Genomic DNA, 21984 nt, shown 5'->3' with positions numbered 1-21984 from the left:
TTTTATCGGCTAAGCAGCCTAAAGTCGCTTTGAATGAACTGCACTGCGGAGTGCGCCTGCTCACGGATTGTTGGTAAGCGGGAGCCCAGATGACGCCGAATAGCGTTGTGACGCTTCCATAGTTCTTCTAGGAGGTTTGCAAGTTTCTCTGAATCAACGGTTTGAATATCCTGCACCCATTCGGACAATTCGAGCATTTGCATGATTCCATAGGTTTTATAATAGTACGCAATAGCAATGACTGGGGTACCAGCTGTCATTGCAAAAATATTCGAGTGAAGCCGTGTTCCAACAAACATGTCCATTTGTCCATAAGCAGCTTGTAGCTCGTTCGGACGCCATGGCGTGTCTATCCAGATAGCTGGGATATTCTTTTTTATCAGAGCTTCAACGATGCGCTGGCCGGGAATTCGGTCGTCTTCAGCTTCGCTCGGACCACAAACCTGTGGGAATACAAATATTGACCCGCCGTGTTTTCGCACAAAGTAACTAAGCGCATCAACTATCGCCTTTTCATAGCTCTTTTGTCGATAAAAAAACCGATTCTGCGTTCCGAAATCAATGACAGTGACACCGATAAAAGGGCGCTGCATCCCCCTAGTCGTTTGAAGGATTTCAAGAAATCGTCCTACATCACCGTCCCCCTGATAAAGAAACGCCACATCTGGAATGACAAAGCAGCGCGGATGCTCAAAATTTAATGATCGCAGCGTTTCCATGGAGCGGCTATCACGCAAAAAGATTATCCGAAGCCTTCGCAACAGCCAAGTTACAACTACCCGATCAATGAAGCGTCGCAACGGCCCAACAGACTGCTGCATCATGTACAAAGGCTTGCCTACTAGCCATCCGTACGCAAGCGAAAACACAGCCAAAAAGAGGGGTAACCCTAAGCCAGAGCCGCTTAAAAAGAAATTCCCAGGGCAACTAATGATCAAATCCGCATCAAAGTAGGCCATTAACAGGCGGCGACGCTCAGGGTTGCGTGGCAAGAACAACGGGAGACCTGTCCACCGGAAAACCAAAGCCGCCAAAATAGCCCGCCCAAGCCAATATGGAGCGAGCAGCAGGTGCCCAATTTTCCAATCTCCACGTTTACCAACACCTGACTTGAACCACTGGATAAATGATCCAACAACCTTCTCTCTTCCCCAAGGTCTATAATCATCAGGATCGTTCATAGATACAGTAATATTCGCCTCAGGAAAGATACTTCCAATTTCGCTCAGCGTGACTTCGAGAAGAACTGCATCGCCTGCATTCCGTACTGAATGAACGTTCGTAATCAGAATATTCACAATGTTCGGAGACCCTTTTCCCTTGCCTTGAATAGCCAAACGGTCGCCAGAAGTAGATGACCAATCATAAGTATAGCCTCTGACAATACATACACCCATGCAACCCCTCGGACGCCTCGTGTTTGAACAATCAACAGATTGAGGACTAAATTTGTAGCTGCAGAAAGCGTTTGAGGCAACAAGCGTTTTGTTTGCCAGCGCACCGCAATTAAAAACGCAGCTAAAGGGAAGGTCAGACTACGGAAAAACAAGACACCACTGAGAACTGCGAGTAAAACTCCTGCTTGTTGATAATCTGGCCCATACAGCCAAAGAATCAAGTGCGGCGCTACAAAATATAGAGAGAGCGTTAAACAAAACCCTAGACCAGCACTTCCCAGAAGAGTTCGGTAAAAAAAGCGCTTCAAGCGTACAAACGATTGTACGGCTAATTGGCTCATCAGCGGTGAAATAATGCCATAAAGCGTTCCGGGAATCAGAAATAATGCTATCAAGATGGTTGTTGCCGGTGTGTATATACCAACCAACTCTTTTCCCAGCCAGGCTCCAACGATCACCACATCGATACGTTCATAAACGAGGTTTAGCGTGAGCGAGAGTGCAAAGGGTGGACACGCCTTCAGTGTATTAATTATTTCGTCTCGGGCCACTCGAAATGAAATGAATTTCTCCATTACTAATAATGCCACTCCGGCAGAAAACGCCATTCCAAGAACCCGAAATTGAAGAAAGGGCAGCAATTGATCTTGACCGGATATTGCCTGGATAAAAATCAGGGTAATTAACAAAAATTGTGAACCGGTAATGATCCAAAATGTAATAAAGTTATGGAGCGCAGTCTTAAATGTCGTGGCAACAACATTCAATATTTCTTCAAACCATACAGAAAGTGCACAAAGAAGAACTACAGAATAGGGGAAAATGTCAGGATTGAGCCAGTGCCCAATGAGAATATAAGCACCCAGCCATAGCAACCCAAACCCGGTGGTAATTAGCAATACCGATGTGCTTCGTTGTGAGAGGAGTTGGTGATTTCCCTCTCGGAAGCCGTTACCCAAGAGCCACCCTTCTAGACCTAGAGCAAAGGCAACAGAGGTAATTTTTGTTAAAGCTAAACTGGCTGTGAACTGACCAAACTGTGCTGTACCGATTTGACGTGCGACCAAGATTAAGGAAATGCCTGCAAGAACACGAGCAATTGCAGTGCCGGTGAAGAGAGCTCCGTAGTTAAGTGCAAATCGGCGTCGCTCTAGCGAAATATCCCTATTCATCGATTAGTCGAAATGGGAGGAGAGTGGTGCATTAGGTGGAGCGGCGACCAAGTGTTGGAAGAGAGTTGTATACTGTTCAGCAATGGATTCAATGGAGAATCGAGCCCTAGCTCTCCTGAATGCTTCCTTCGCCAGCAATTTCATCCTCTGAGGGGAGTGCAGGGCCTGAATCAATGTCTTCCCCAGAGCGATTGGATCACCTGGAGGTACGAGTAAACCAGTTACATCATGTTCGATAATTTCCCTGGATCCCGGGATATTCGTCGCAACGACAGGAATGCCAGAGGCGATGCTTTCCAGCAACACCGTAGGGAGACCTTCAATGAAAGAGCTAGAAACAAAAAGGTCAAAGATGTTGTAAATTTGCTCTACATGCCGTTGAGATCCAAGAAAACGAATAGAATGTTGAATCCCCAATGATTCAGCCTGTATGGACAAAGCAGCACGTTCCGGACCGTCCCCGACTATGACCAGGTAGGCGTGTGGAATATGTGCCACGACTTGCTGAAAAGCATTCAGAAGCACATCGTATCCTTTCACCCTCGATAATGAACCGATAGTGCCGACTATAAGAGCATCCTCAGGGAGATTAAACTGCCTCTTAATGAGCAAAGAATCTGTCGCTTCAAACTTGAAACGAGTAAAGTCAATCGCATTTGCGATGTAGACAGCCCGTTGTCGTCGAAGGCGCGCGAGCATACGCCGATTTAGCGCGTCGGTGGCGCCGCGTGACACGGCTACTTCCATATCAAACACTGCAGGGTAGATCCAGTGGCCAAAAATACGACCCAATGCCGGACGTTTTGGCCATTCAATAAGACTGTGTCGGGTGCGCACAAGATAACGGGCACCAAGTTTCCATTTCAACAAGATCGCGGCAATATCGGTGAATTCCCCGTGGCTATGAATGATGTCCGGCTGATAACCTTGTAAATTCCATAAACCACGTAGACCAGCGATGCAGCTCTGGAGAAGATATTCTGAACGCCATCGCCCTCCCAAATAATATGGAATCGAACAGGCTTCTATAATCGACTGCCAATGTTTTTCAGGGAGAGTTTCGTACTTCCATACACAAACCAAGAAAGGCTCTATCAGAGTCCTATCAAAAGTTTTGGTCAATTCAATTACAAATCGTGCAGCGCCACCAAGGGGCTCACCGACAGCCAGTCCGGCTGTTAGTTCTAGAACACGAATTGGCCTATTAGTTTGTTTGCATGCTCCCAAATTGCTTATACTTAGATGATTTTCATCTGGAGTCATTGCATGATAATCAAATTGAGATACCAGATTCTGCTAATGCCCCTGCATAGAATGTTGCCAATTTTGCAGCTACAACATTCCAGCTGAACTTTTGGATAGCCCGGTATCTTGCATTTGCGCCGAGTGTTGCTCGCAAGCCACCGTCGTGCCCTAGCTGTATAATCGCTCTAGCAAGTGCCTCATGGTTTCGTTCGGCGACAAGCCGCCCATGAATACCATCAGAAATCGCCAGGGAGATTCCGGGCAAATTGGTTGCAACAATAGAGCAGCCCGAGGCCATCGCCTCTAATATGGTATTGGGAAGGCCATCCACATTGCCTTCAGTATCATGAATGGAGGGGGCTACAAATATGTCTGTAGCTTTGAGCAAAGTTGCTACCTGATTCCATTCAAGATTTCCCAGAAAACGCACCGAATCCCTTAGACCATACCTTTCCACTAACCCACAAAGCCTTGAATACTCTGGCCCTGTTCCGCCAATCAGGCAAAGTATATCAGGCAAACAAGATCTCACCAGGGGCAGCGCTTTGATTAAATATTCTCCACCTTTCTTTTCCACCAGTCTTCCGATAAAAGAAACCACTATTTGGCTCGATGCAATCCCAAGCTGCTGACGTACGATTGCCCGTTCCTCTGCGGTAACAACGTGGAAACGTTCTGCATCCACACCATATGGCAGTAAATGCATCCTTTCCACTTGTGCGCCTAGCGCTAAGGCGCCATTATATAGGCTGGGACTACACGCCGTCACAGCGCTAGCCCGAGCAAATGCATATTGAGCGGCTCGTTTTAGTAATGGATGTTTTGTGGCAAAAAAGATGTCAGAGCCGTGGAGGCTAATGAGAAGTGGACGTTTAATGTGCTTAGAAACCCAAGCCGCAGTAACACCGTTTGGTATTACCCAGTGACCATGGAGAACATCGTAGCGGAACTTTCTATGAAGTTGTAAGAGCGTACGTATTTGCTGCATAGCGAATCCAGGCGCAAGGGCATAGGCAAGCCTGCGAAGCTTCTTATCGCTGTGAGTTGCTTGGGCATATCCCATGATCGCCAGTGAAGCAGGCCATATATAATGAAAAGGAAATAGACGTACCTTATCCGGCCATTTCTTCAGACGAGCCTGATAGGGCAATACAACATCCACATGATGCCCTCGATCAACCAGCGCCTGCGCCATGGAGTGAATGAAGCGGGCAGAGCCATCGTTTGCATCAACTGGATAACTTGAAGTGATAAAACAAATTTTTAACGGCTGAATTGGAGCCGATGTATGATTATCTTTCATGAACTTTTTGTGTTTTAGAGGGATAACGCTGGAGACTATCCTCATCCTCCCTTTGCCTCAACCGCACCAACACTTCCTCCATAATCTTCCGATTCGCGCCGATTAAATCCGCCACTAGCCCAATCAGCAGCGTCTGAAAGCCAGCGATCAACAGCACCGCCGCCAGGATCAACGACTGCACATGACCGGCCCCACCCTGCGAGAAATAGGCGACTAAAAAGCGTACACCGATCAGTATACCCACCAGCAGTGAGATTGCCCCGATGGTCGTAAACACGCGCAGCGGCCGGTAGAAGGCATAGGCGCGCACGATGGTTACGGTTGAATTCGCCAGATAGTGTGGTAGGTTGTTCATCAAGCGAGAGGGTCGCGTCGGAGGATTGGTGCGCACAGGCACGAAGCGAACGAGGCGACGTTGCGCTCCTGCTTGGATCAAGGTCTCCAAGGTGTACGAATAGGGACTAAGCACCAACGTATGCAGCGCCACCTCACGCGTCATGGCACGGAAACCGCTGGTGGCGTCCGGCACCGGCACGCCGGCAGCCTGCGAGATCACCCAACTGCCCAGCCGCTGTAACACGCGCTTCAACGGAGAGAAATGTTCAACATGCGCCACTCCCCGATCGCCAACCACCAATTCCGCCTCTCCTGTCACAATCGGCGCCACCAACAGGGCAATGTCGGCGCCAACGTACTGGTTATCGGCATCGGTGTTGACGATAATATCTGCACCCAGTTGTAGACAGGTATCCAGGCCGGTGCGGAAGGCACGCGCCAGGCCAAGATTGCGCGGATGGCGCACGATGTGATGCACGCCCAGCCGCCGCGCCACTTCCGCCGTACCGTCACTGCTGCCGTCGTCAATCACCAGGTATTCCACGATATCAACGCCTGGCAGTGAGGTAGGGAGATCCGCCACCGTCTGCGGTAGTGTTTGCGCTTCGTTATAGCAAGGGATCTGGATGATACATTTCAAGACGCTTTACCCTACCCCAGCTTGTTGCGTCGCCACTAAAGTCTAGCGTATACAGTCTGGCGTAAATACCACAACAGAAATTCGGATCAATCTTTCCTGGAACCTGGGCTGGGGCGCCTTCCCATAAACCCACCCAAAAACATCTGTCGGAACATGCCCGCGCCTTCAGCCTCTCGGGACTGCCCCGTCCCCGGGCTTTCTTCCCAATTCTTCAAGAGAGCCTGGGCCTCCCAGCGGGTCCGGGCATGCATGGCCTCCTCCAGAGCGGCCAACAGGGGATGCTTCTCGTCCGGCTCCGGCGTCGCCAGCAGCAGCTCCCGCCACTCGGCCAGCTCCTGCTGCAACTGCTCTATCCGCAACAGGATATTTTCCCGATTGCCGGTCAGGGTGCTGAACAACTGCTGCGCGCCGGCGCCCGTCTCGGTAGCCTGGGCAAACTGCCGCCCAGCCAGCCGCCGGGCTTCCCGCCAGCCCGCCGAACTACTGCTCAGGCGCATAAGGGCCACCGCCATCACCTGGGGCAGCTGCTCCACCGCGGCAATGATGCCGTCGTGCTCCTGGGCATCCACGAAAAGGGGCGTGGCGCCGATACGTTCCACAAAATCGCTGGCCAGTTGGACCGCGGCCGGCTCGGTCTGCAGGCCCGGCGCCAGGGAAAAGACCACACCGTCGAAGAGGTCTGCCCGCACCGAGAGGGTCCCCCCCACGCCAGCCAACACAGGATGCCCGGCCACAAAGTGGACATGCCCAGGCAGGTGGCGATCGGCCAGCTCAATAGCCGGCTGCAGTACCGGGGTGGCCGCCAGCACCAAACAGCCCGGTTTCAAATCTTCAGCAATCTCCCGGAACAGATCCTCGAATTCGCTCAGGGGGACGGCCAACAGGATCATGTCCGCATGTTCACAGGCCCGATGCAAATTCCACTCGGTACGATGGACGGCCTGGGTACGCCGCGCCCCTTGGGCCACCTCCGGTTCCTTGTCGTGGCCGACGATCTCGAAATCGGCTTCCTCTTTTTGCAGGGCCAGACCAAAGCTGGCCCCAATCAGGCCCAGTCCGATGATGGTAATCTTGGGTTTTGCCATGGATTATGCCACTTTCTTCCGATTCACTCAGCCCAACAGACTCAGGCCACCTATGCCCCCAGTCAATGCTGGCTGTCCGCCCAACGCAGGGCTGCCAGCAGTTCCAGCACCTCGGAGGAAGCTTCAACGGGCCAGGTCTGGTGATGGGCGATCAGCCAGCAGGCCAGATCGCTACACCCCGCCGTCCGGGCCCACGCAGCGCCAATGGCCGGATGCGCTCGATGCACATGCAGGAGATAACGCCATCCCTGGCGAGGATCAGGGCTGGCCCAGCGCGCCAAAAGGGCCGGCGCCCAGGCCTCCAACAGAACCAGGGGACCCCGCAGCCAGAGCCCCAAACGGAGACCCGCCTCCTCGGCCGCGAGCTTGCCCACATCGTGTAGTAGTGCAGCCACGGCCAGATCCGGGTGCCGGTAGCCCGCGTCCTGCAGGGTGGACCAGACGTTCAAACTGTGGCGCTGGGCATCCCGGGGCATGCGCAGAAAGAGTCTGGCCGCATCCGGCGGTAACAGCGCCCGGGCCTGATCCAGCTCCGCCGGCTGCACCCGCGCCCGGAACCCCCGCCAAAATTGCCCGATCCGGTAGGCCGCCCGCCGGTACCATGGCCCATGAAGCGAGGCAGACAAGGGGTGAATCAACCCCGAAATCCTCACACTATGCGAATTGCCACGCTGATTCACCTGAACGAAATCACCCATGCCAACAAACTACACGAAAGAATACAGGGCGCGCAGGATGATCCCTGTGGGAATGCGAATCAGGCCCGGTGCCAGGAAAATGATGGCCATCAGGATCAAAAATCCATACTGGCTGAGCTGCATCTGCAGCCGATAGGTATCGCCCGGCAACAGGGCAAACAACACGTGGGAGCCATCCAACGGCGGCACCGGGATTAAGTTAAACACGAAAAGCAACACGTTGATGTTGACGAAAAAGTTCAGGAACTGCACCACAAAGTAGGCCGGCAGCGGACCCTGCAGTCCAATGCCGCTCTTCAGCAGCAAAATCCCCAGGAAGGCCAACAGCAGGTTGCTGAAAGGGCCCGCCGCAGCCACCAGGATGGAACCCAGGCGGCGGTCGATGCGGATGTATCGGGGGTTCCACTCCACCGGCCGCGCCCAGCCGAAGTTGGCCACCAGGATCAGCAATGCCCCCAGCGGATCGATGTGGACCAGGGGATTCAAGGTGAAACGGCCCTGCCGCCGGGGTGTGTCATCGCCCAGGGCCACCGCCGTCGCCGCATGGGCGAACTCGTGGACCGGCAAGGCCACCAGGACGATGGTTGCCACCGCCAATAGACGGGCCGGGCTCAACAAGCCCCCGCTGCCACTGGCCACAATGGCGTACAAAACCAACAGCCCAACCACCACCACGGCGATCTTCTGGTTTGTGGTCAGGGCTTGCCAACCCCGCCCCCCGCTGCCTCGATACATCTCCTGAAATCCCTTTCTGCCAACCACACCGGGCAGGAATCGCGCATCCCTGCCCCAGGCCCGCCCACGTCCTGTGGACGGCCAGAACTTTGAAGCCGGCCAAATTATAGCATGGCGACAAGTCTTTCACGAATAACCAGCCAACCTGGCGTCTTCCCGCCCTCTGCTCGGCCACAGAGCCCCGATAGCTAAATCGACCGCCCAAAGCCACGGATGATACAAATCTGTGCTTTTCTGTGCTTCTTCAGTGAACTCATACCCGATTCGCGCGGAGTTGCCAAATCCCCCCCACCAGATTATGATCTGCCCTAATGGCTGTCCTGGTACACTCTGACATCAATACCGCGGCGGAAATTCGACGGCGTTCCCGCTGGTGGAAAGCTTCAGCGAATTTCTGTCGGGATTTCATCAAACGCCTGCGCCCATTTCTGCCTGCTAGAGGAAGCCTGTCGAAAGGATGGCTGCTGATGGCAGCCCTGGCCTTCCTCACGGCCCTGGCTGCCCTCTGGTGGCTCCGTCTCAACAGCAACACGGTCCCCCTGGGACCCCAGCGCACGGTCCAGACCCGCAACCCCAAAATCGGCGTCCACACCCGCCTGACCGACGAGGTGGAAGCGTGGAAGATCAAGCGCACCCTGGAGATGGTGCGGGAGATGGGCGCGCCCTGGATCGTGGAGTACTTCCCCTGGGCCTATGTGGAACCCCAAAAAGGCCGCTACAACTGGAACCATACCGACCTGGTCATCCAGCACGCCAATCGCCAGGGCCTGACCGTGATCGCGCGCCTGGGCTACGTCCCAGAGTGGGCCCGCCCCAAGGATAGTACCCCTCTGTACCTGGACGATGAGCACTTCGCCGACTTCGGCGACTATGCCGCCCAATTCGTCCGACGTTATGCCGGCCTGGTGGACTATGTCATCATCTGGAACGAGCCCAACCTGGCCCTGGAATGGGGCTACCAGCCGGTGGATCCGGAAAAGTACGTCCGGATGCTGAAGGTGGTCTACCCCATGATCAAGGCCGCCAACCCGGACGTCCAGGTCCTGGCCGGCGCGCTGGCACCCACCCTGGCCCCGCCCGGCAGCGAATGGGGCATGAACGACCTGGAGTACCTCCAGCGCATGTACGACGCCGGCGCCGCCGACTACTTCGACGTGCTGGCCATCCACGCCTACGGCTGGACCTTCGACCCGGACGAGCCGGCCGCGGCCGATGTGGTCAATTTCCGCCGCAGCGAGCTGCTACGCCAGATCATGGTCGAAAACGGCGACGGCCACAAGCAGGCCATGATCACCGAGGGCGGCTGGAACGATCACCCCCGCTGGACCCGGGCCGTGCGCCCCGGCCAGCGCATCGAATACACCATCCGCGCCTATCAGATCGCGCTGGAGGAATGGCCCTGGCTGGACGCGGTCTGTTTCTGGGCCTTCCGCTATCCGTGGGATGCCAAGAGTTACCAGGACTATTTCACCTTCGTGCGCACCGACTTTGAACCCAAACCCATCTACCAGGAAGTCCAGCGCTATGCCCAGGGGGATACGTCGTGAGCCAGACCAGCCGTAGGCACCAGCAACGGGTGGGCTGGCTGCGTTGGGGCGTGGCTGGCCTGGCCCTGCTCCTCCTGCTGGTCCTCCTGGCCGTCCGGCTGACCGAAGGACCCGGCTTCCTCTTCCTGCGCCAGGACCACACCTGGCAGACCATGCAGGCCCGGGGAAGCTGGCGGGTGGGCATGGATCCCAGCTTCCCCCCCTTTGAGTTCCTGGATGAGCAGGGCAACCCAACAGGCTTTGATGTGGATCTGGCCCGGCATCTGGCCCAGGGGTGGGGTCTACGCCTGGAGATCGCGGCCATGGGCTACGACAGCCTGTTGGACGCAGTCAAAGCCGGCCAGGTGGATGCCGCCATCAGCGCCATCCCCTACGATCCCCGGATGACCCAGGACTTTGCCTTTTCCGAGCCCTACTTCGAGGCAGGCGTGCGCCTGGTGGTCCGCCAGGGCTCTCCCATCCAGGCCGTGGCCGATCTGGCCGGCCGCCGGGTTGCGGTGGAGTGGGGCAGCCTGGGGGACATGGTGGGCCGCCACCTCCAACGGGAGGACATTGCCATGGAGCTGGTGCCGTACGCCACCCCCCAGGAGGCGGTGGACGCGCTGGTGAACGACATCACCATCGACGCCCTCCTCATCGACAACGTCACCCTGCGGGAAGCCCAGGGGCAGGGTGCGCCCATCGTTGCCGTCGGGCCAGCCCTGGAGAGCAACCCCTACGTCATTGTGCTACCCCTCCCGGCCAGCCAGCTTCAGGAGAAAGTCGCCCAGGCCCTGCAGGCCATGGCCACCGACGGCACCCTGGCCGAGCTGGAAGCCCGCTGGTTTGGCGCGCCGTGAGCTGCTCGGCTCATCGACCACAAATGCGCGCTACCCACCCCAATTTCGCAGGGAACCAAACAGGTTCGCACCCATTGGGGAGATGAGCCAACTGCTCAACTGCTCAACTGCTCAAGCGTGAACTGCCCGGATCGGCTGATGCTGGTATAATGGATCTCCAGAAACCCCATCCCAGATTGCATCGCGCAGAAAGGATAGAGCCGTGGATACTGTTCAACCCCTCCCCCCAGAAGCACTCTACCGACGCTGTGACCCGGCCGATTTTTCCTTTGAAACCACCGATGACCTGGTCGAAGCGCCGGAGGTGCTGGGTCAGGAACGAGCCATCCAGGCCATTCAACTGGGCATCAACATCCAGCGCCAGGGTTACAACATCTTCGCCCTGGGGCCCCGGGGCACCGGCAAGTACACCCTGATCCGCAAGCTGGTGGAAGAGCGGGCCCGCAACGAGCCGCCCCCCTCCGACTGGTGTTACGTCAATAATTTCGAACAGCCCTACCGGCCCCGGGCCCTGCGCCTTCCCCAGGGGCGGGCTCGGGAGTTCCAGCGGGACATGATGCGCCTGGTGGAAGATCTCCAGACCGCCCTCTCATCGGCCTTCGAGAGCGAGGAGTACCAGAACCGGCGCCAGGCGCTGGAGCAGGAATTCCAGGAACAGCAGCAGGAGAGCCTGCGGGAGCTCCAGGAGCGGGCCCGGGAGAAAAGCTTCACCCTCCTGCGCACCCCCTCGGGCCTGGCCTTCGCCCCCCTGCGCAACGGCGAGGTGATGCCGCCCGAGGAGTTCCAGAAGCTGCCCGAAGAGGAACAGAAGCGCATCCAGGCCGAAGTGGAAGAGCTCCAGGAACAGCTCCAGAAGGTACTGTACCAGGTTCCCCGCTGGGAACGGGAATTCCGCCGGCGTCTGCGGGAATTGAACCAGGAAATCTCCGCCTTCGTGGTGAAAGACCTGATCGATGACCTGCTCCAAAAGTACGCCGACCTGCCCGCGGTGGTGGAATATCTCCACGCGGTGCAGCGGGATGTGGGCGAGAACCTGGAAGCCTTCCTGAGCGGCGGAGAAAGCAAAGGCCAGGATGGCGCGACAGCCGCCCTGGCCCTTTCCCTGCCAGACAGCTTCAAGATCAACCCCGCCCTGCGCCGCTACCAGGTGAATGTACTGGTGGATTCCAGCGACGTCCAGGGGGCGCCCGTGATCTACGAGAGCAACCCCACCTACCTCAACCTCATCGGGCGCATTGAACAGATGGCCATGATGGGCGCGCTGGTGACCGACTTCACCCTCATCAAGCCCGGCGTACTCCACCGGGCCAACGGCGGCTACCTGATCCTGGACGCCCTCAAGGTGCTGGCCAACCCCTACGCGTGGGAAGGGTTGAAACGGGTGCTGGAGTTCCAGGCCATCCGCATTGAGTCGCCCCTGCAGATGCTCAGCCTCACCAGCACCGTCTCCCTGGAACCCGAGCCCATCCCCCTGGACGTCAAGGTAATCCTGATGGGCGACCGCCTGCTCTACTACCTGCTCTCCCAGTACGATCCCGACTTCAGCGAGCTGTTCAAGGTGGCGGCCGACTTCGACGACGAGTTCAAGCGGGATGCCGAAAGCCAGCAGGCCTACGCCCAACTGATCGCGGCCATTGTCCGCCGGGAGCAGCTGCGGCCCTTCGACCGCTCCGCCGTCTGCCGGGTGATCGAGCATGCCGCCCGGCTGGTCAGCGATTCGGAGCGACTCACCGCGCAGCTGCAGACCATCGTCGACCTGCTGGAAGAGGCCGACCACTGGGCCCAGCAGGCCGGCGCCGAGGTGGTCAGCGCCCAGCACGTGCAACAGGCCATCGACGCCCAGATCTTCCGGGCCGACCGGCTGCGGGAGCGCATGTTGGAGGAAACCCTGCGGGAGACCATCCACATCGAGACCACAGGCGAACGGGTCGGGCAGATCAACGGGCTCTCCGTGCTGCAATTGGGCAACTTCGCCTTTGGCCGCCCCTCCCGCATCACCGCCACGGTTCACATGGGACGGGGCGAAGTCATCGACATCGAGCGGGAAGTGGCCATGGGCGGGCCCATCCACTCCAAGGGGGTCCTGATCCTGGCCAGCCTGCTGCGTTCCCGCTACGCCAGCGACCGGCCCCTCTCCCTGGGAGCCAGCCTGGTCTTCGAGCAATCCTACGGCGGCGTGGACGGCGACAGTGCCTCCTCGGCCGAGTTCTACGCCCTGCTCTCGGCCATCGCCCAGGTGCCCATCAAGCAGTCCCTGGCGGTCACCGGCTCGGTGGACCAGCACGGCCGGGTCCAGGCCATCGGCGGTGTCAACGAAAAGATCGAGGGCTTTTTCGACCTCTGCAACAGCCGGGGCCTCACGGGCGACCAGGGCGTCCTGATCCCGGCCTCCAACGTCCAGCACCTGATGCTGCGCCAGGACGTGGTCGACGCGGTGGCCGCGGGCAAGTTCCACATCTACCCGGTGGAACACGTGGACCAGGGCATCGAAATCCTCACCGGCGTGCCTGCAGGCGAGCGGGACGAGGAAGGCAACTACCCCGAGGGCTCCATCAACCAGCGGGTGGAGACACGGCTGGCCCAGCTAGCCGAAAAGCGCAAGGAATTTGATCGACGGGATGAGACGGAGCGGCGGGACGAAAGTGAGCAAAAATGACCGACCTATCGACCACCGAACAGAACGTGCGGCGGATCCTGGTGGCCCTGGACGCCTCGCCCCACAGCGTGGCCGCGCTGCGGGCCGCAGCCCAGTTGGCCGCGCTCATGGGGGCTGAACTCCAGGGGCTCTTCGTAGAAGACATCAACCTGATCCAGCTGGCCCATTTCCCCTTTTCCCAGGAGGTGGGCTCCTACACGGCCAGCCGGCGTCGGCTGGACAACAGCAGCATGGAACGCCAGATGCGGGCCATCGCCCGGGCCATCCGCCAGGCCATGGCCGAAGTAGCCAACCAGGCCCATGTGCGCTGGTCCTTCCAGGTGGCCCGCGGCCCGGTCACGGCCGAGCTGCTGGCGGCTGCAGAAGCGGCCCTGCTGCTGAGCATGGGGAGGGCGGGCCGGCGCCGGCGCAAGAGCCTGGGCTCCACCGTCCAGTCCGTGGTCAGCCGCACTTCTCGCCCGGTCCTGATTCTGGATGAAGAGGGCCAGCTCAAGTATCCCCTCACGGTGCTCTACACCGGCTCTCCAGCCGCGGACCGGGCCCTGCGCCTGGCCATCCAGTTGACCCAGCGCACCCCCAGCGAGCTGCGCGTCCTCATCTGGGCCGGCGAGGGCCAGACAGAATCCGCTGAGCGGCTGCAAAAGCGGGTGGAACAGCTGGCGGCCGATCAGCAGGTGAAGGTGCGCCTGGTGCGGGTGGATAAAACCGACAACCTGCTGGCCGCAGTCCAGGAAGGTAACGGCGGCACCCTGGTCCTCCCCAGCGAACGCTCCTTCCTGCTCAGCGCGCACGTGGGGCCCACGCTGGTGGTGCCGTAGGCGCGTCCCCGCTTCCCTCAGCGGATGGTCACCGTCCCCAGCAGCACCAGCTCGTGGGCCACTTCCCGACCCGCAGCTTCGGTGACGGGCAGGCGGGCCGCCCCCTGGCTGGTGGCGTCATAGAGGCCGACCCAGGCCTGGTAGCGGCCCGGCGGCAGATCGGCCGGCAGGGGCACCACAAAGTGGCTGACAATGCGGTCGCCTGCCTGCCAGTAGCGGGTGGGGAAGCGGTCGCCCGCGGGTGCCCGGTCGAAACCGGCCACCCGGTTGCCGTCGGCATCCAGCAGGTGTACGAAGCCGGTGTAATCGGCCGGCGGCGTTCCGATGGCTTCCCAAAGCAGGGTCACGGTGAAGACATCGGTGGCAGACAGGCTCACCGCCTCGGGCAGAGACGCACCGGCCAGCTCGATCACATGGCCGAAGCGGCTGCCCACCGGCTCCAGGCCGTAGTCCGACAGCTCCGGCTGCACGGCCGGCTCGATCACCACCGACGCCACAAAAGGCACGATCTCCTCGCCACCGGCGTTGTAGGCCGGCACCGGCAGGCGACCCCGCTCCTCGGTGGCCGGGTCCACAAAACCAACGTACACCCGGGCCAGCAGGGGCGCCCACGGGTCGATAGGCCGACTGATGGGCACCCGGTAGCGGTCCACATAGATGGCACCGGGTTCCCACAGGCTGGTGGGATTCCGCCCCCAGCCGGGGTGGGAGGTCAGGTTGCCCACTTCCTTCCCTGTTTCATCCAGCAGCTGGACGAAAAGCTGATAGTCCGCCCGGGGGCGAGTCAACGCGCGCAGGTAGAGGGTCACGGGAACCCCGTCGCCGGGGCGATAACGTCGCTGGGGAAGCTCCAGGGCCAGGAGCTCGAAGCGGTCCTCCCGCCCGTAGACGATGCCCACCGGCTGGGCTGAAGGCGGTACCTGGGCGACCGGACCCGGTGCCCGGTAGCTGGACGGCACCAGCACCGAGACGGCATAGAGGCTACAGGCCAGCAGGAAGAGGGGCAGGGCAGCCAACAGCGGCCCATGGGACCGGGCCGGCAACAGCCGCCGCCAGCCCGCCAGCCCCATCCCCCCCAGGATGCCCATGGCCGAGAGGGCCGGAAAGAGCAGCCGCCCCTGGCTCCCCGTGGCCCGCCAGGTCCAGGCCAGCCACAACACCCACACCAGGGCCAGCCACAGGGCCAAAAGCCCGACGATGCGCCGGCCGGTGCGTCCCGGGGTCGGCACTCCGCCCAGCAGCCAGCCGGCCACAGCCAGGAGGGTCACGCCATCCAGCACCCGGTAAATCCAGGGAGGGAACAGAATGTTGAACCAGCCAAAGAGCCCCCAGAACGAATAGCGCAGCCCCCGAAACTCGTCCCAAAAATCCACCCAGCTCAGCGGTTCGGTGCGCAAGCCGTTGATGGCGATGAGATAGCGGACGCCCGTCCAGTCGCCGTAGAGGACGTAGTTGCGCCAGTACCACCACCCGGCGATGAGGAGCACCGGCAGCGCCACCGGCGCGGCTGCCTGCCACACCAGGCGTGCATCCCGACGCCACCAGGCCAGCCCCAGCACGGTGACCGCTGCCAGGCCCAGCAGCCCTACCCCCTGGAGCTTGCTCAAGGCAGCCAGCCCCAGCAAGATCCCCAACACCGCCCACTCCCAGAGGCGAATGGGTCGGGCATCGTCCCGCTGCAACAGGCGGGCCAGCCAGTAGAGGACGGCGGTGCTGGTGGCCACGATCAGGCTGTCGTTGGAGAAGGACGCGCTGATGAAGATGAACTGTGGGATGCTGGCCACCAGGGCCATGGCCGCCACGGGAAGCCAGGAGCTTTCTGAAAAGGCCAGGCAGGCCGTGCGGTAGATCAGCCAGAGGGTGATCCCCCCCAGCAGCAGGGAGAACCAGCGTCCCACGTGGAGGGCCAGGTTGACCCCCTGGAGGGGGCGCGGCGCGGCGCTGTACAGCATGACATTTTTGTTGCCGGGGTAGAGGGGGTCGCCGATGTTGGCCCGGGGATTGACCACGTTGAGGTCTCCCCAGTCCTGCTGGTCGATGCCGGCGGTCAGCCGCCCGACAATCAGGTAGTAAAGCGGGGCCTGGCTGCCCTCTTGCTCCCAGGGGCCGGTGGGCTCGGCTGCCTGGACGGGTAGACCGTTTCCCTGGGCCAGGTGACGAGCAAAGGCATAGTGGTAAATTTCGTCCGGCGTCTCGAAGGGCGGCACGGCCAGGCTGAACCAGATCCCCAGCAGGAAATAGACGGCCAACACAGCCGCGGCCCAGGTCCGGGGTGTCCCCGGGAAGCGAGTCGGCCAGCGCTGTCGTCCGCTGTTGACGGGTGGAGATGGAATGCGGGCGATCCTCTCGTCCATGGTCGGGTCAGTGGGCCGGGGTGTAGGGCAGCAGCAGGGTCACGCCATCGGCATCGATCTGGGCGTCGGCGGGCGCCTGGGTGATGGGCAACTTCTCCAGGGTTTCGGCGTGGTACATCTGGAGCGCGAGCAGGTAACGGCCATCGTCGGCCAGCGGCGCAGGCGGCAACTCGCTGTACTCCATGATGATCTCGCCGGGCTTCCAGTAGATGGTGGGAATCACGCCGTCGTAGGGTTCCCGCTCGGTGGTGGCCAGCACCTGGGGTTCGCCGTCCTGGGCGGGCTGGAGCAGGCGCAGGATGTACTTGTAGTGGACATCGGTCGGCTGTTCGGTCTGCCAGTAGAGGGTGACCGGCAGGGCACTGCCGGCTGCCAGCCGCTGCCCGACGCTGTAGCCCACCAGCCGAATCTGATCGCCGAAGACCACGTCGGCCGGGTGTTCCATATCTGCCGGCACGCGAGTGAAGACGGGCACCTGGGTGAGGAACAGCTCCACGTCTAGAAACGAGGTGGGGCTGTAGAAGCTCTCCTTCTTCAGGCGCACCGTGTTCTGCTCCAGCCAGGCCTTGACCCTGCGTTCCGGGTCCAGGTAGGGATGGGTGCCGGAGGTGACCAGCCAGATGCGCCGGTACTGGCCCCGCAGCCGCTCCAGCCCCGCTTCGATCTCCTCCCACCCCTGATGGAGGAAGGGCACGCCGTAGACAGCGGTCCCCTTGCCCTCCCGTGCCCCCTGTTCCACCAGATCCACCGGCAGGTAGTAATCGAAGATGCGCCAGGAAAAGGGCGGGTTGAGGAGCAAGAGATCGCCGGGCAGGAGGCGCTCGGCCAGGTAGTGGCCGGCGCCGGTGTAGTCATCTTTGCCGTACTCGGGGCGGGTGAAGTAGTTGGCCGTGCTGTAGCCGACCCCCGCCACCAGCAGGAGGGCCAGACCGGCCGCGGCCCAACGTTGCCGCTGTGCCACTGCGGCCAGGCCCGCCGCCACCAGCAGGACAAACGCGCCGCTCAACAGGCTCAGATGGCGGGCGTTCATGTAGGCCGGCTGAACCCGGCTGACGGCCAGCAAAAGGAGAATGGGGACACCCAGGAAGGTGGGCAGCAGCCAGCCCCCTGCGGCCATGCTTTTCCGGCTGCGCAGCCCCCATCCGATACCCACCAGGGCTAGAGCGCCGAAGACCAGGTCCAGCCACCAGACCTGGTCGATGTCCACGCTGAGGCCCATGCTGAAGGCGTTGAGCAGGTCCGGCAGCATGATGCGCAGGGGAACGAAGCGAAAGTTCTCGCCGCCGCCCTGTTTCAAAATCAGCCAGGCGCCTGCGCCGGCCACAACCCCACCCACAGCCAGCAGGCCGAAAGCCGCCACCCACGCCCATTGGGGCGCCCGGCGGCGGAGCCACCCGAAACAGAGAAGGGCGTGAACGGGCAGGAGAAGGGCTGCGTAGTAGTGGGTGGTCAGGAAGGCCAGCAGGGTGACCAGGTAGCCCACCAGCCAGGGCCGGGATGGAGCTCCCTCCTCGGTCACCCGCAGCAGGAGATAGGTGCTCAACACCGCCAGCATGGCCCAGAGGGCATAGGGCCGGGCCTCCTGACCGTACCAAAGGAAGAAGGGGTTCAACGCTGCCAACAGGGCTGCCCACTCGGCCGAGCCCGCAGCCAGCACCCCCCGGGCCACCAGACGTCTGCCCAGCGCCCAAAGGACGGGCACCAGCAGGGTGGCGGCCATCACCGAGGGGAAACGCAGGACGAATTCTTCGATGCCGGCCCCACGCAGCAGCAACCCCTGGAGCACAAAGTAGAAAAAGGGATGCTGGTCGATGGTCAGGAGCTCCGAGATGCCATCCCGCATCACCAGATGCCCTTGCAGGAGGGCCAGCCAGCCGGACTCGGCTCGCTGGAGGCTCAGGCTTTCGTCCCACCAGAGGTTATGGGCATCCAGGTGCCAGCAGAGGCGGGCGAAGGCCAGGAGGATCAGGGCCAGCAGCAGGCCCCGGCGCAGGTGAACCGGGCGCTCCCCGGAGTTGCGTAGAGAGACAGCAGCGCGATCCATTATCTTGTCGCTCAACGGGACACCTCGACTTCTGCCAACAGGACGTCCTGACCGGCCGGCGTCGAGACGGCTGCGCCGCTAGCCGGGTCGTACAGGCGCAGGGTGACCTGATAGCGGCCCGGTGCCAGCTCAGCCGGCACGATCAGGGCATGCTGGTCCGTGGCCATGCTGCCCACCACCCAGACATGGGTCGGGGCGAACCAGTTCTGGGGCACATAGTCCCAGTTGGCCAGGGGCTGGCCAGTAGGGTCAGCCAGGCGCAGGCTGAACTTGTAGTTGGGCGCCTGGGCCAACACCCGCCAGTGGGTCGAAATCCGGAGCATGTCGCCCGGCTTCAACGAAGTGGCGCTCACCTCCACCTCGGCCAATTCCAGCTCTGAACCAAAGGGGAGGTTCAAGGTCCGGCGCTCCATGGCGGTTCCCGGCAGCCCATAAAGGGAGACGCGGATGTCGTTGTGATAGGTGGGCGCGGCCGCCCATCCCCGGGTGGCCAGCCACATCTGGATGGGTCCTGGCTGGCGAAAAAGAAGCAGCTCCCAGGCTCGCTCCATGCCGGCCGTTATGTCCGTCAGGGCCCGATCCACCTCTTCAAAATTGGCCTCTTCCAGGAAGCGCAGGTCGTAGACCGGGGCCGCTCCCCGGTAGTAGTGGGCGAAGATGATGTCCGGGTTCGGCCCATCCACCAGGATCACGTCGCCGGGCCTCTCATGGGCTTCGATATACCGGGCCGCAGAACGGAAATCGGGCTTGTGGAGAGAGGTGTCGTAGTAAAGCCGCTGGAGGGCCACCCCATTGGCGGCGATCAGGCTGCCCGCCACCAGCCAGGAAAGCCCCCGGCCCCACCAGCGCTGGCCGCTGGCCAGGTGAAACCCCTCCACACCTCCGCTGGCCAGCAAAATGGCCACGCTGCTGAGAAAGATGGTGTAGCGCACATGAAAATCGGGATTGCGCAGCACCAGGGCCAGGATGGCCAGGACAGGAACGGCCACCATGGCCAGCAGAAACCAGCCGGCCGCCCGGCGCTGATGCATCCATACCCCAATGCCCACAACGGCCAGGACCAGGTAAAGCCAGGGGAGGTAGCTCACCAGAGGCGCCGGCATGGTATCGCCCACCGTGTAGGCCGTCCACATCATCCACGGGACATTCATGGGATCCAGCGGCTCTCGCCAGCCGGTGAAGTGCAAGACCTGCCAGGCCCGGGACAGCCAGGGAAGAAACAGCAGAAAGGCCAACAGCCCGCCCATCATCCAGGGGAGGATCCCACGCCAACGGCGCTCCACGACCAGCCACCCACCAGCCACCACGGCATGGGCCATGGGTATCAGGAAGCCAAAATAGTGAAAATAGACTGTCGCCGCAGTGGCCAGGGCATAGGCCACTGCCAGACCGGTCCGTCGACCCGTTCGCTCCTGAAACAGCAGGCGCCAGAAGAGCCAGGTGGAAAGCAGTCCGCCGGCCAGCAGCCAGCTGTACATCCGTGCCTCCTGGCCATACCAGACCTGAAACCCGTTGGTGGCCAGCAGGGCCACGGCGATCAGGCCGATGCGGGCGCTGGCCAGATCCGCTGCCAGGAGATAGGTCAGGGCCAGCGCCAGGACGCTGGGCCAGAGGGAGAAGAAGCGAAGGGCATAGTCGCTCTCACCGGTCAATCCGATCCAGAAGTGGAGCAACGTGAAATAGCCGGGAACGTGCTCCACCGGCATGGCCTGCCACATGGCCCCCAGCGGCTGGCTGCTGCGCAACAGACTGATTCCCTCATCGCTCCAAAGGCTCTGGAAGTCCAGATGATAGGCGCGCAGGCCAAAAGCCAGCAGCAGGAAAACGATCAGAGCCGGCCGAAACAACCTGGCTGGGCGCGGCGAAGTGGCGGTCATCAGTCGCAAAAGGTCTCTCTAGCTTTGATAAAGACGGACATGCTCAGCGGCAATAGCCTCCCAACGGAACAGGTCGCTTCTGGCCCGGGCGTTGGCCCGCAGGTTCTGAGCCCAGGTGGGCTGGGCAGCCAGTTGCAACACAGCTGCTGCAGCCGCCTCCGGATCCCCAGGGGGCACGTAGATCAGATCCCGGCCATCGACCAGCTCCGGGAGCGGATCCTGGGGCGTGGTGGTCACGATGGCACAGCCGTGGGCCAGCCCGGCCATCAGGGTCCCCCGGCGCAGGCTGGCGCCGTCCTCATAGGGCATGAGCAACACATCACAGGCAGCCAGATCGGCGCTGACCTCCCCATCGGGCTGGTGGCCGGTCCAGTGAACCCGCTCAGCCAGGTCCAGCTCCCGGATGAGGGCTTCCACCTCCTGGAGATAGGCATAGTTGGTGGGGTCGCTGGCGCCGACCCGCTCGCCGATCATCAGCAGGCGTACGTCGGGGTGCCGCTGGGCCAGGGCATGGAGGGCCCGCACCAGGGTGAGCCCTCCCTTGCTGCGGTTGAGAAAACCGAAATAGCCAACCACCAGGGTTTCCTCATGGTAGCCATAGGACTCGCGGCGCGCCCGGCGGGCCTCCTCTGTGATGGGATGGGTGGGGATGTTGCTCCCGATGGGGATGCGAGCCAGGCGCCGGGGGTGGATTCGCCCGGCCAGGCGGATGCGGTCTCCCTCGTTGGTCACCACCACCAGGTCACTGGTCCGGGCCGGCCACTCGGTCACCCAGCGTCGCAGGCGGGCACCTGCCTTGGGGAAGAGGTACGGCACCAGGAGGTCGTGGTATGTCCACGCCACCCGCAGGCCGGCGCGCTGCCACCAGCGGGGGGCGAAGTTGACGGCCGGGTGCATGCCATAGGCGCCCGTCTGATACTGGACGTGGATCCAGTCCGCGCCCACTTCCCTGGCCCGACGCGCGATGCCGGGCCAGATACGCCAATCCCAGCGGCGGACAGAGGGATAGACCGCCACACCTTCTCCTGGCGGCGAGGGACGAGCCTGGCGAGAGGTCATCACGCTCACCTGAAGCCCCAGCGTCTCCAAAGCGTGGGCCAGGGCGGCCGTATAGGCGCCCACGCCGCCCGCCATGGGTGGATATTCGCCGGTAACAAACAGAACATGCAATCGAAGCAGCCTCCGTTCTGGCTGGAGCGATACGCCTACCGTGTCAGCACCTTTACCGTGTCAGCACC

Annotated in this window: 16 protein-coding genes; 4 read left to right on the top strand and 12 right to left on the bottom strand. The window is 60.9% G+C overall.

Annotated features, from left to right (window positions below; translation table 11 throughout):
* Window positions 1-2: 2 nt before the first annotated feature.
* The 8 genes from FKZ61_RS15860 to FKZ61_RS15825 all read right to left on the bottom strand — a co-directional run bounded on the left by FKZ61_RS15860 (window position 3) and on the right by FKZ61_RS15825 (window position 8611).
* A complete protein-coding gene (locus FKZ61_RS15860) occupies window positions 3-1397 on the bottom strand; it encodes a polysaccharide pyruvyl transferase family protein (protein ID WP_141611108.1) in 1395 nt (464 codons plus the stop codon).
* Window positions 1295-2569, bottom strand: coding sequence for an oligosaccharide flippase family protein (locus FKZ61_RS15855; protein ID WP_141611107.1), 1275 nt, complete (start codon window positions 2567-2569; stop codon window positions 1295-1297). Before FKZ61_RS15855 ends, FKZ61_RS15860 begins: the two co-directional genes overlap by 103 nt.
* Window positions 2570-2572: 3 nt before the next feature.
* On the bottom strand, window positions 2573-3832 hold the full coding sequence (locus FKZ61_RS15850; RefSeq protein WP_141611106.1) for a glycosyltransferase: 1260 nt from the start codon (window positions 3830-3832) through the stop codon (window positions 2573-2575).
* 10 nt (window positions 3833-3842) lie between these two features.
* Window positions 3843-5117 (bottom strand): glycosyltransferase, encoded by a 1275-nt coding sequence (locus FKZ61_RS15845; RefSeq protein WP_170199819.1) that lies wholly within the window; start codon window positions 5115-5117, stop codon window positions 3843-3845.
* Window positions 5107-6093, bottom strand: a complete 987-nt coding sequence (locus FKZ61_RS15840) for a glycosyltransferase family 2 protein (RefSeq protein ID WP_141611104.1) — start codon at window positions 6091-6093, stop codon at window positions 5107-5109. Before FKZ61_RS15840 ends, FKZ61_RS15845 begins: the two co-directional genes overlap by 11 nt.
* An 86-nt stretch (window positions 6094-6179) precedes the next feature.
* Window positions 6180-7178, bottom strand: a complete 999-nt coding sequence (locus tag FKZ61_RS15835; protein WP_141611103.1) for a prephenate dehydrogenase — start codon at window positions 7176-7178, stop codon at window positions 6180-6182.
* A 62-nt stretch (window positions 7179-7240) separates the two neighbouring features.
* A complete protein-coding gene (locus FKZ61_RS15830) occupies window positions 7241-7804 on the bottom strand; it encodes an HD domain-containing protein (RefSeq protein WP_170199817.1) in 564 nt (187 codons plus the stop codon).
* Between the two features lie 81 nt (window positions 7805-7885).
* Window positions 7886-8611 (bottom strand): site-2 protease family protein, encoded by a 726-nt coding sequence (locus FKZ61_RS15825; protein WP_141611101.1) that lies wholly within the window; start codon window positions 8609-8611, stop codon window positions 7886-7888.
* Window positions 8612-9078: 467 nt separating this feature from the next.
* On the opposite strand from FKZ61_RS15825, the gene FKZ61_RS15820 reads away from it, so the two are divergent.
* The 4 genes from FKZ61_RS15820 (at window position 9079) to FKZ61_RS15805 (ending at window position 14471) form a co-directional block, all read left to right on the top strand.
* Window positions 9079-10158 (top strand): beta-galactosidase, encoded by a 1080-nt coding sequence (locus FKZ61_RS15820; RefSeq protein ID WP_141611100.1) that lies wholly within the window; start codon window positions 9079-9081, stop codon window positions 10156-10158.
* Window positions 10155-10997 (top strand): substrate-binding periplasmic protein, encoded by an 843-nt coding sequence (locus FKZ61_RS15815; protein WP_141611099.1) that lies wholly within the window; start codon window positions 10155-10157, stop codon window positions 10995-10997. Before FKZ61_RS15820 ends, FKZ61_RS15815 begins: the two co-directional genes overlap by 4 nt.
* Window positions 10998-11199: 202 nt before the next feature.
* Window positions 11200-13653, top strand: coding sequence for a Lon protease family protein (locus tag FKZ61_RS15810; protein ID WP_141611098.1), 2454 nt, complete (start codon window positions 11200-11202; stop codon window positions 13651-13653).
* On the top strand, window positions 13650-14471 hold the full coding sequence (locus tag FKZ61_RS15805) for a universal stress protein (RefSeq protein WP_141611097.1): 822 nt from the start codon (window positions 13650-13652) through the stop codon (window positions 14469-14471). The genes FKZ61_RS15810 and FKZ61_RS15805 overlap by 4 nt, the downstream gene beginning before the upstream one ends.
* 17 nt (window positions 14472-14488) lie before the next feature.
* On the opposite strand, the gene FKZ61_RS15800 is transcribed toward FKZ61_RS15805, so the two are convergent.
* Genes FKZ61_RS15800 through FKZ61_RS15785 form a run of 4 tightly spaced genes read right to left on the bottom strand, consistent with a single transcriptional unit; the run spans window position 14489 to window position 21916 of the window.
* On the bottom strand, window positions 14489-16825 hold the full coding sequence (locus FKZ61_RS15800) for a DUF2142 domain-containing protein (RefSeq protein ID WP_141611096.1): 2337 nt from the start codon (window positions 16823-16825) through the stop codon (window positions 14489-14491).
* A gap of 7 nt (window positions 16826-16832) precedes the next feature.
* Window positions 16833-18869 carry a glycosyltransferase family 39 protein gene (locus FKZ61_RS15795; RefSeq protein ID WP_229964283.1) on the bottom strand — a complete coding sequence of 679 codons (2037 nt, stop codon included), beginning with the start codon at window positions 18867-18869 and terminating at the stop codon, window positions 16833-16835.
* Between the two features lie 11 nt (window positions 18870-18880).
* The gene (locus FKZ61_RS15790; protein ID WP_229964285.1) at window positions 18881-20746 is read right to left on the bottom strand and encodes a glycosyltransferase family 39 protein; all 1866 of its coding nucleotides are present in this window, start codon (window positions 20744-20746) and stop codon (window positions 18881-18883) included.
* 18 nt (window positions 20747-20764) lie between these two features.
* Complete coding sequence (locus FKZ61_RS15785; RefSeq protein WP_141611093.1) at window positions 20765-21916, bottom strand: glycosyltransferase family 4 protein; 1152 nt, start codon at window positions 21914-21916, stop codon at window positions 20765-20767.
* Window positions 21917-21984 lie beyond the last annotated feature (68 nt).

It is taken from the genome of Litorilinea aerophila, from assembly GCF_006569185.2.
Classification (GTDB): domain Bacteria; phylum Chloroflexota; class Anaerolineae; order Caldilineales; family Caldilineaceae; genus Litorilinea; species Litorilinea aerophila.
This window is presented reverse-complemented; position numbering and strand designations above follow the sequence as displayed.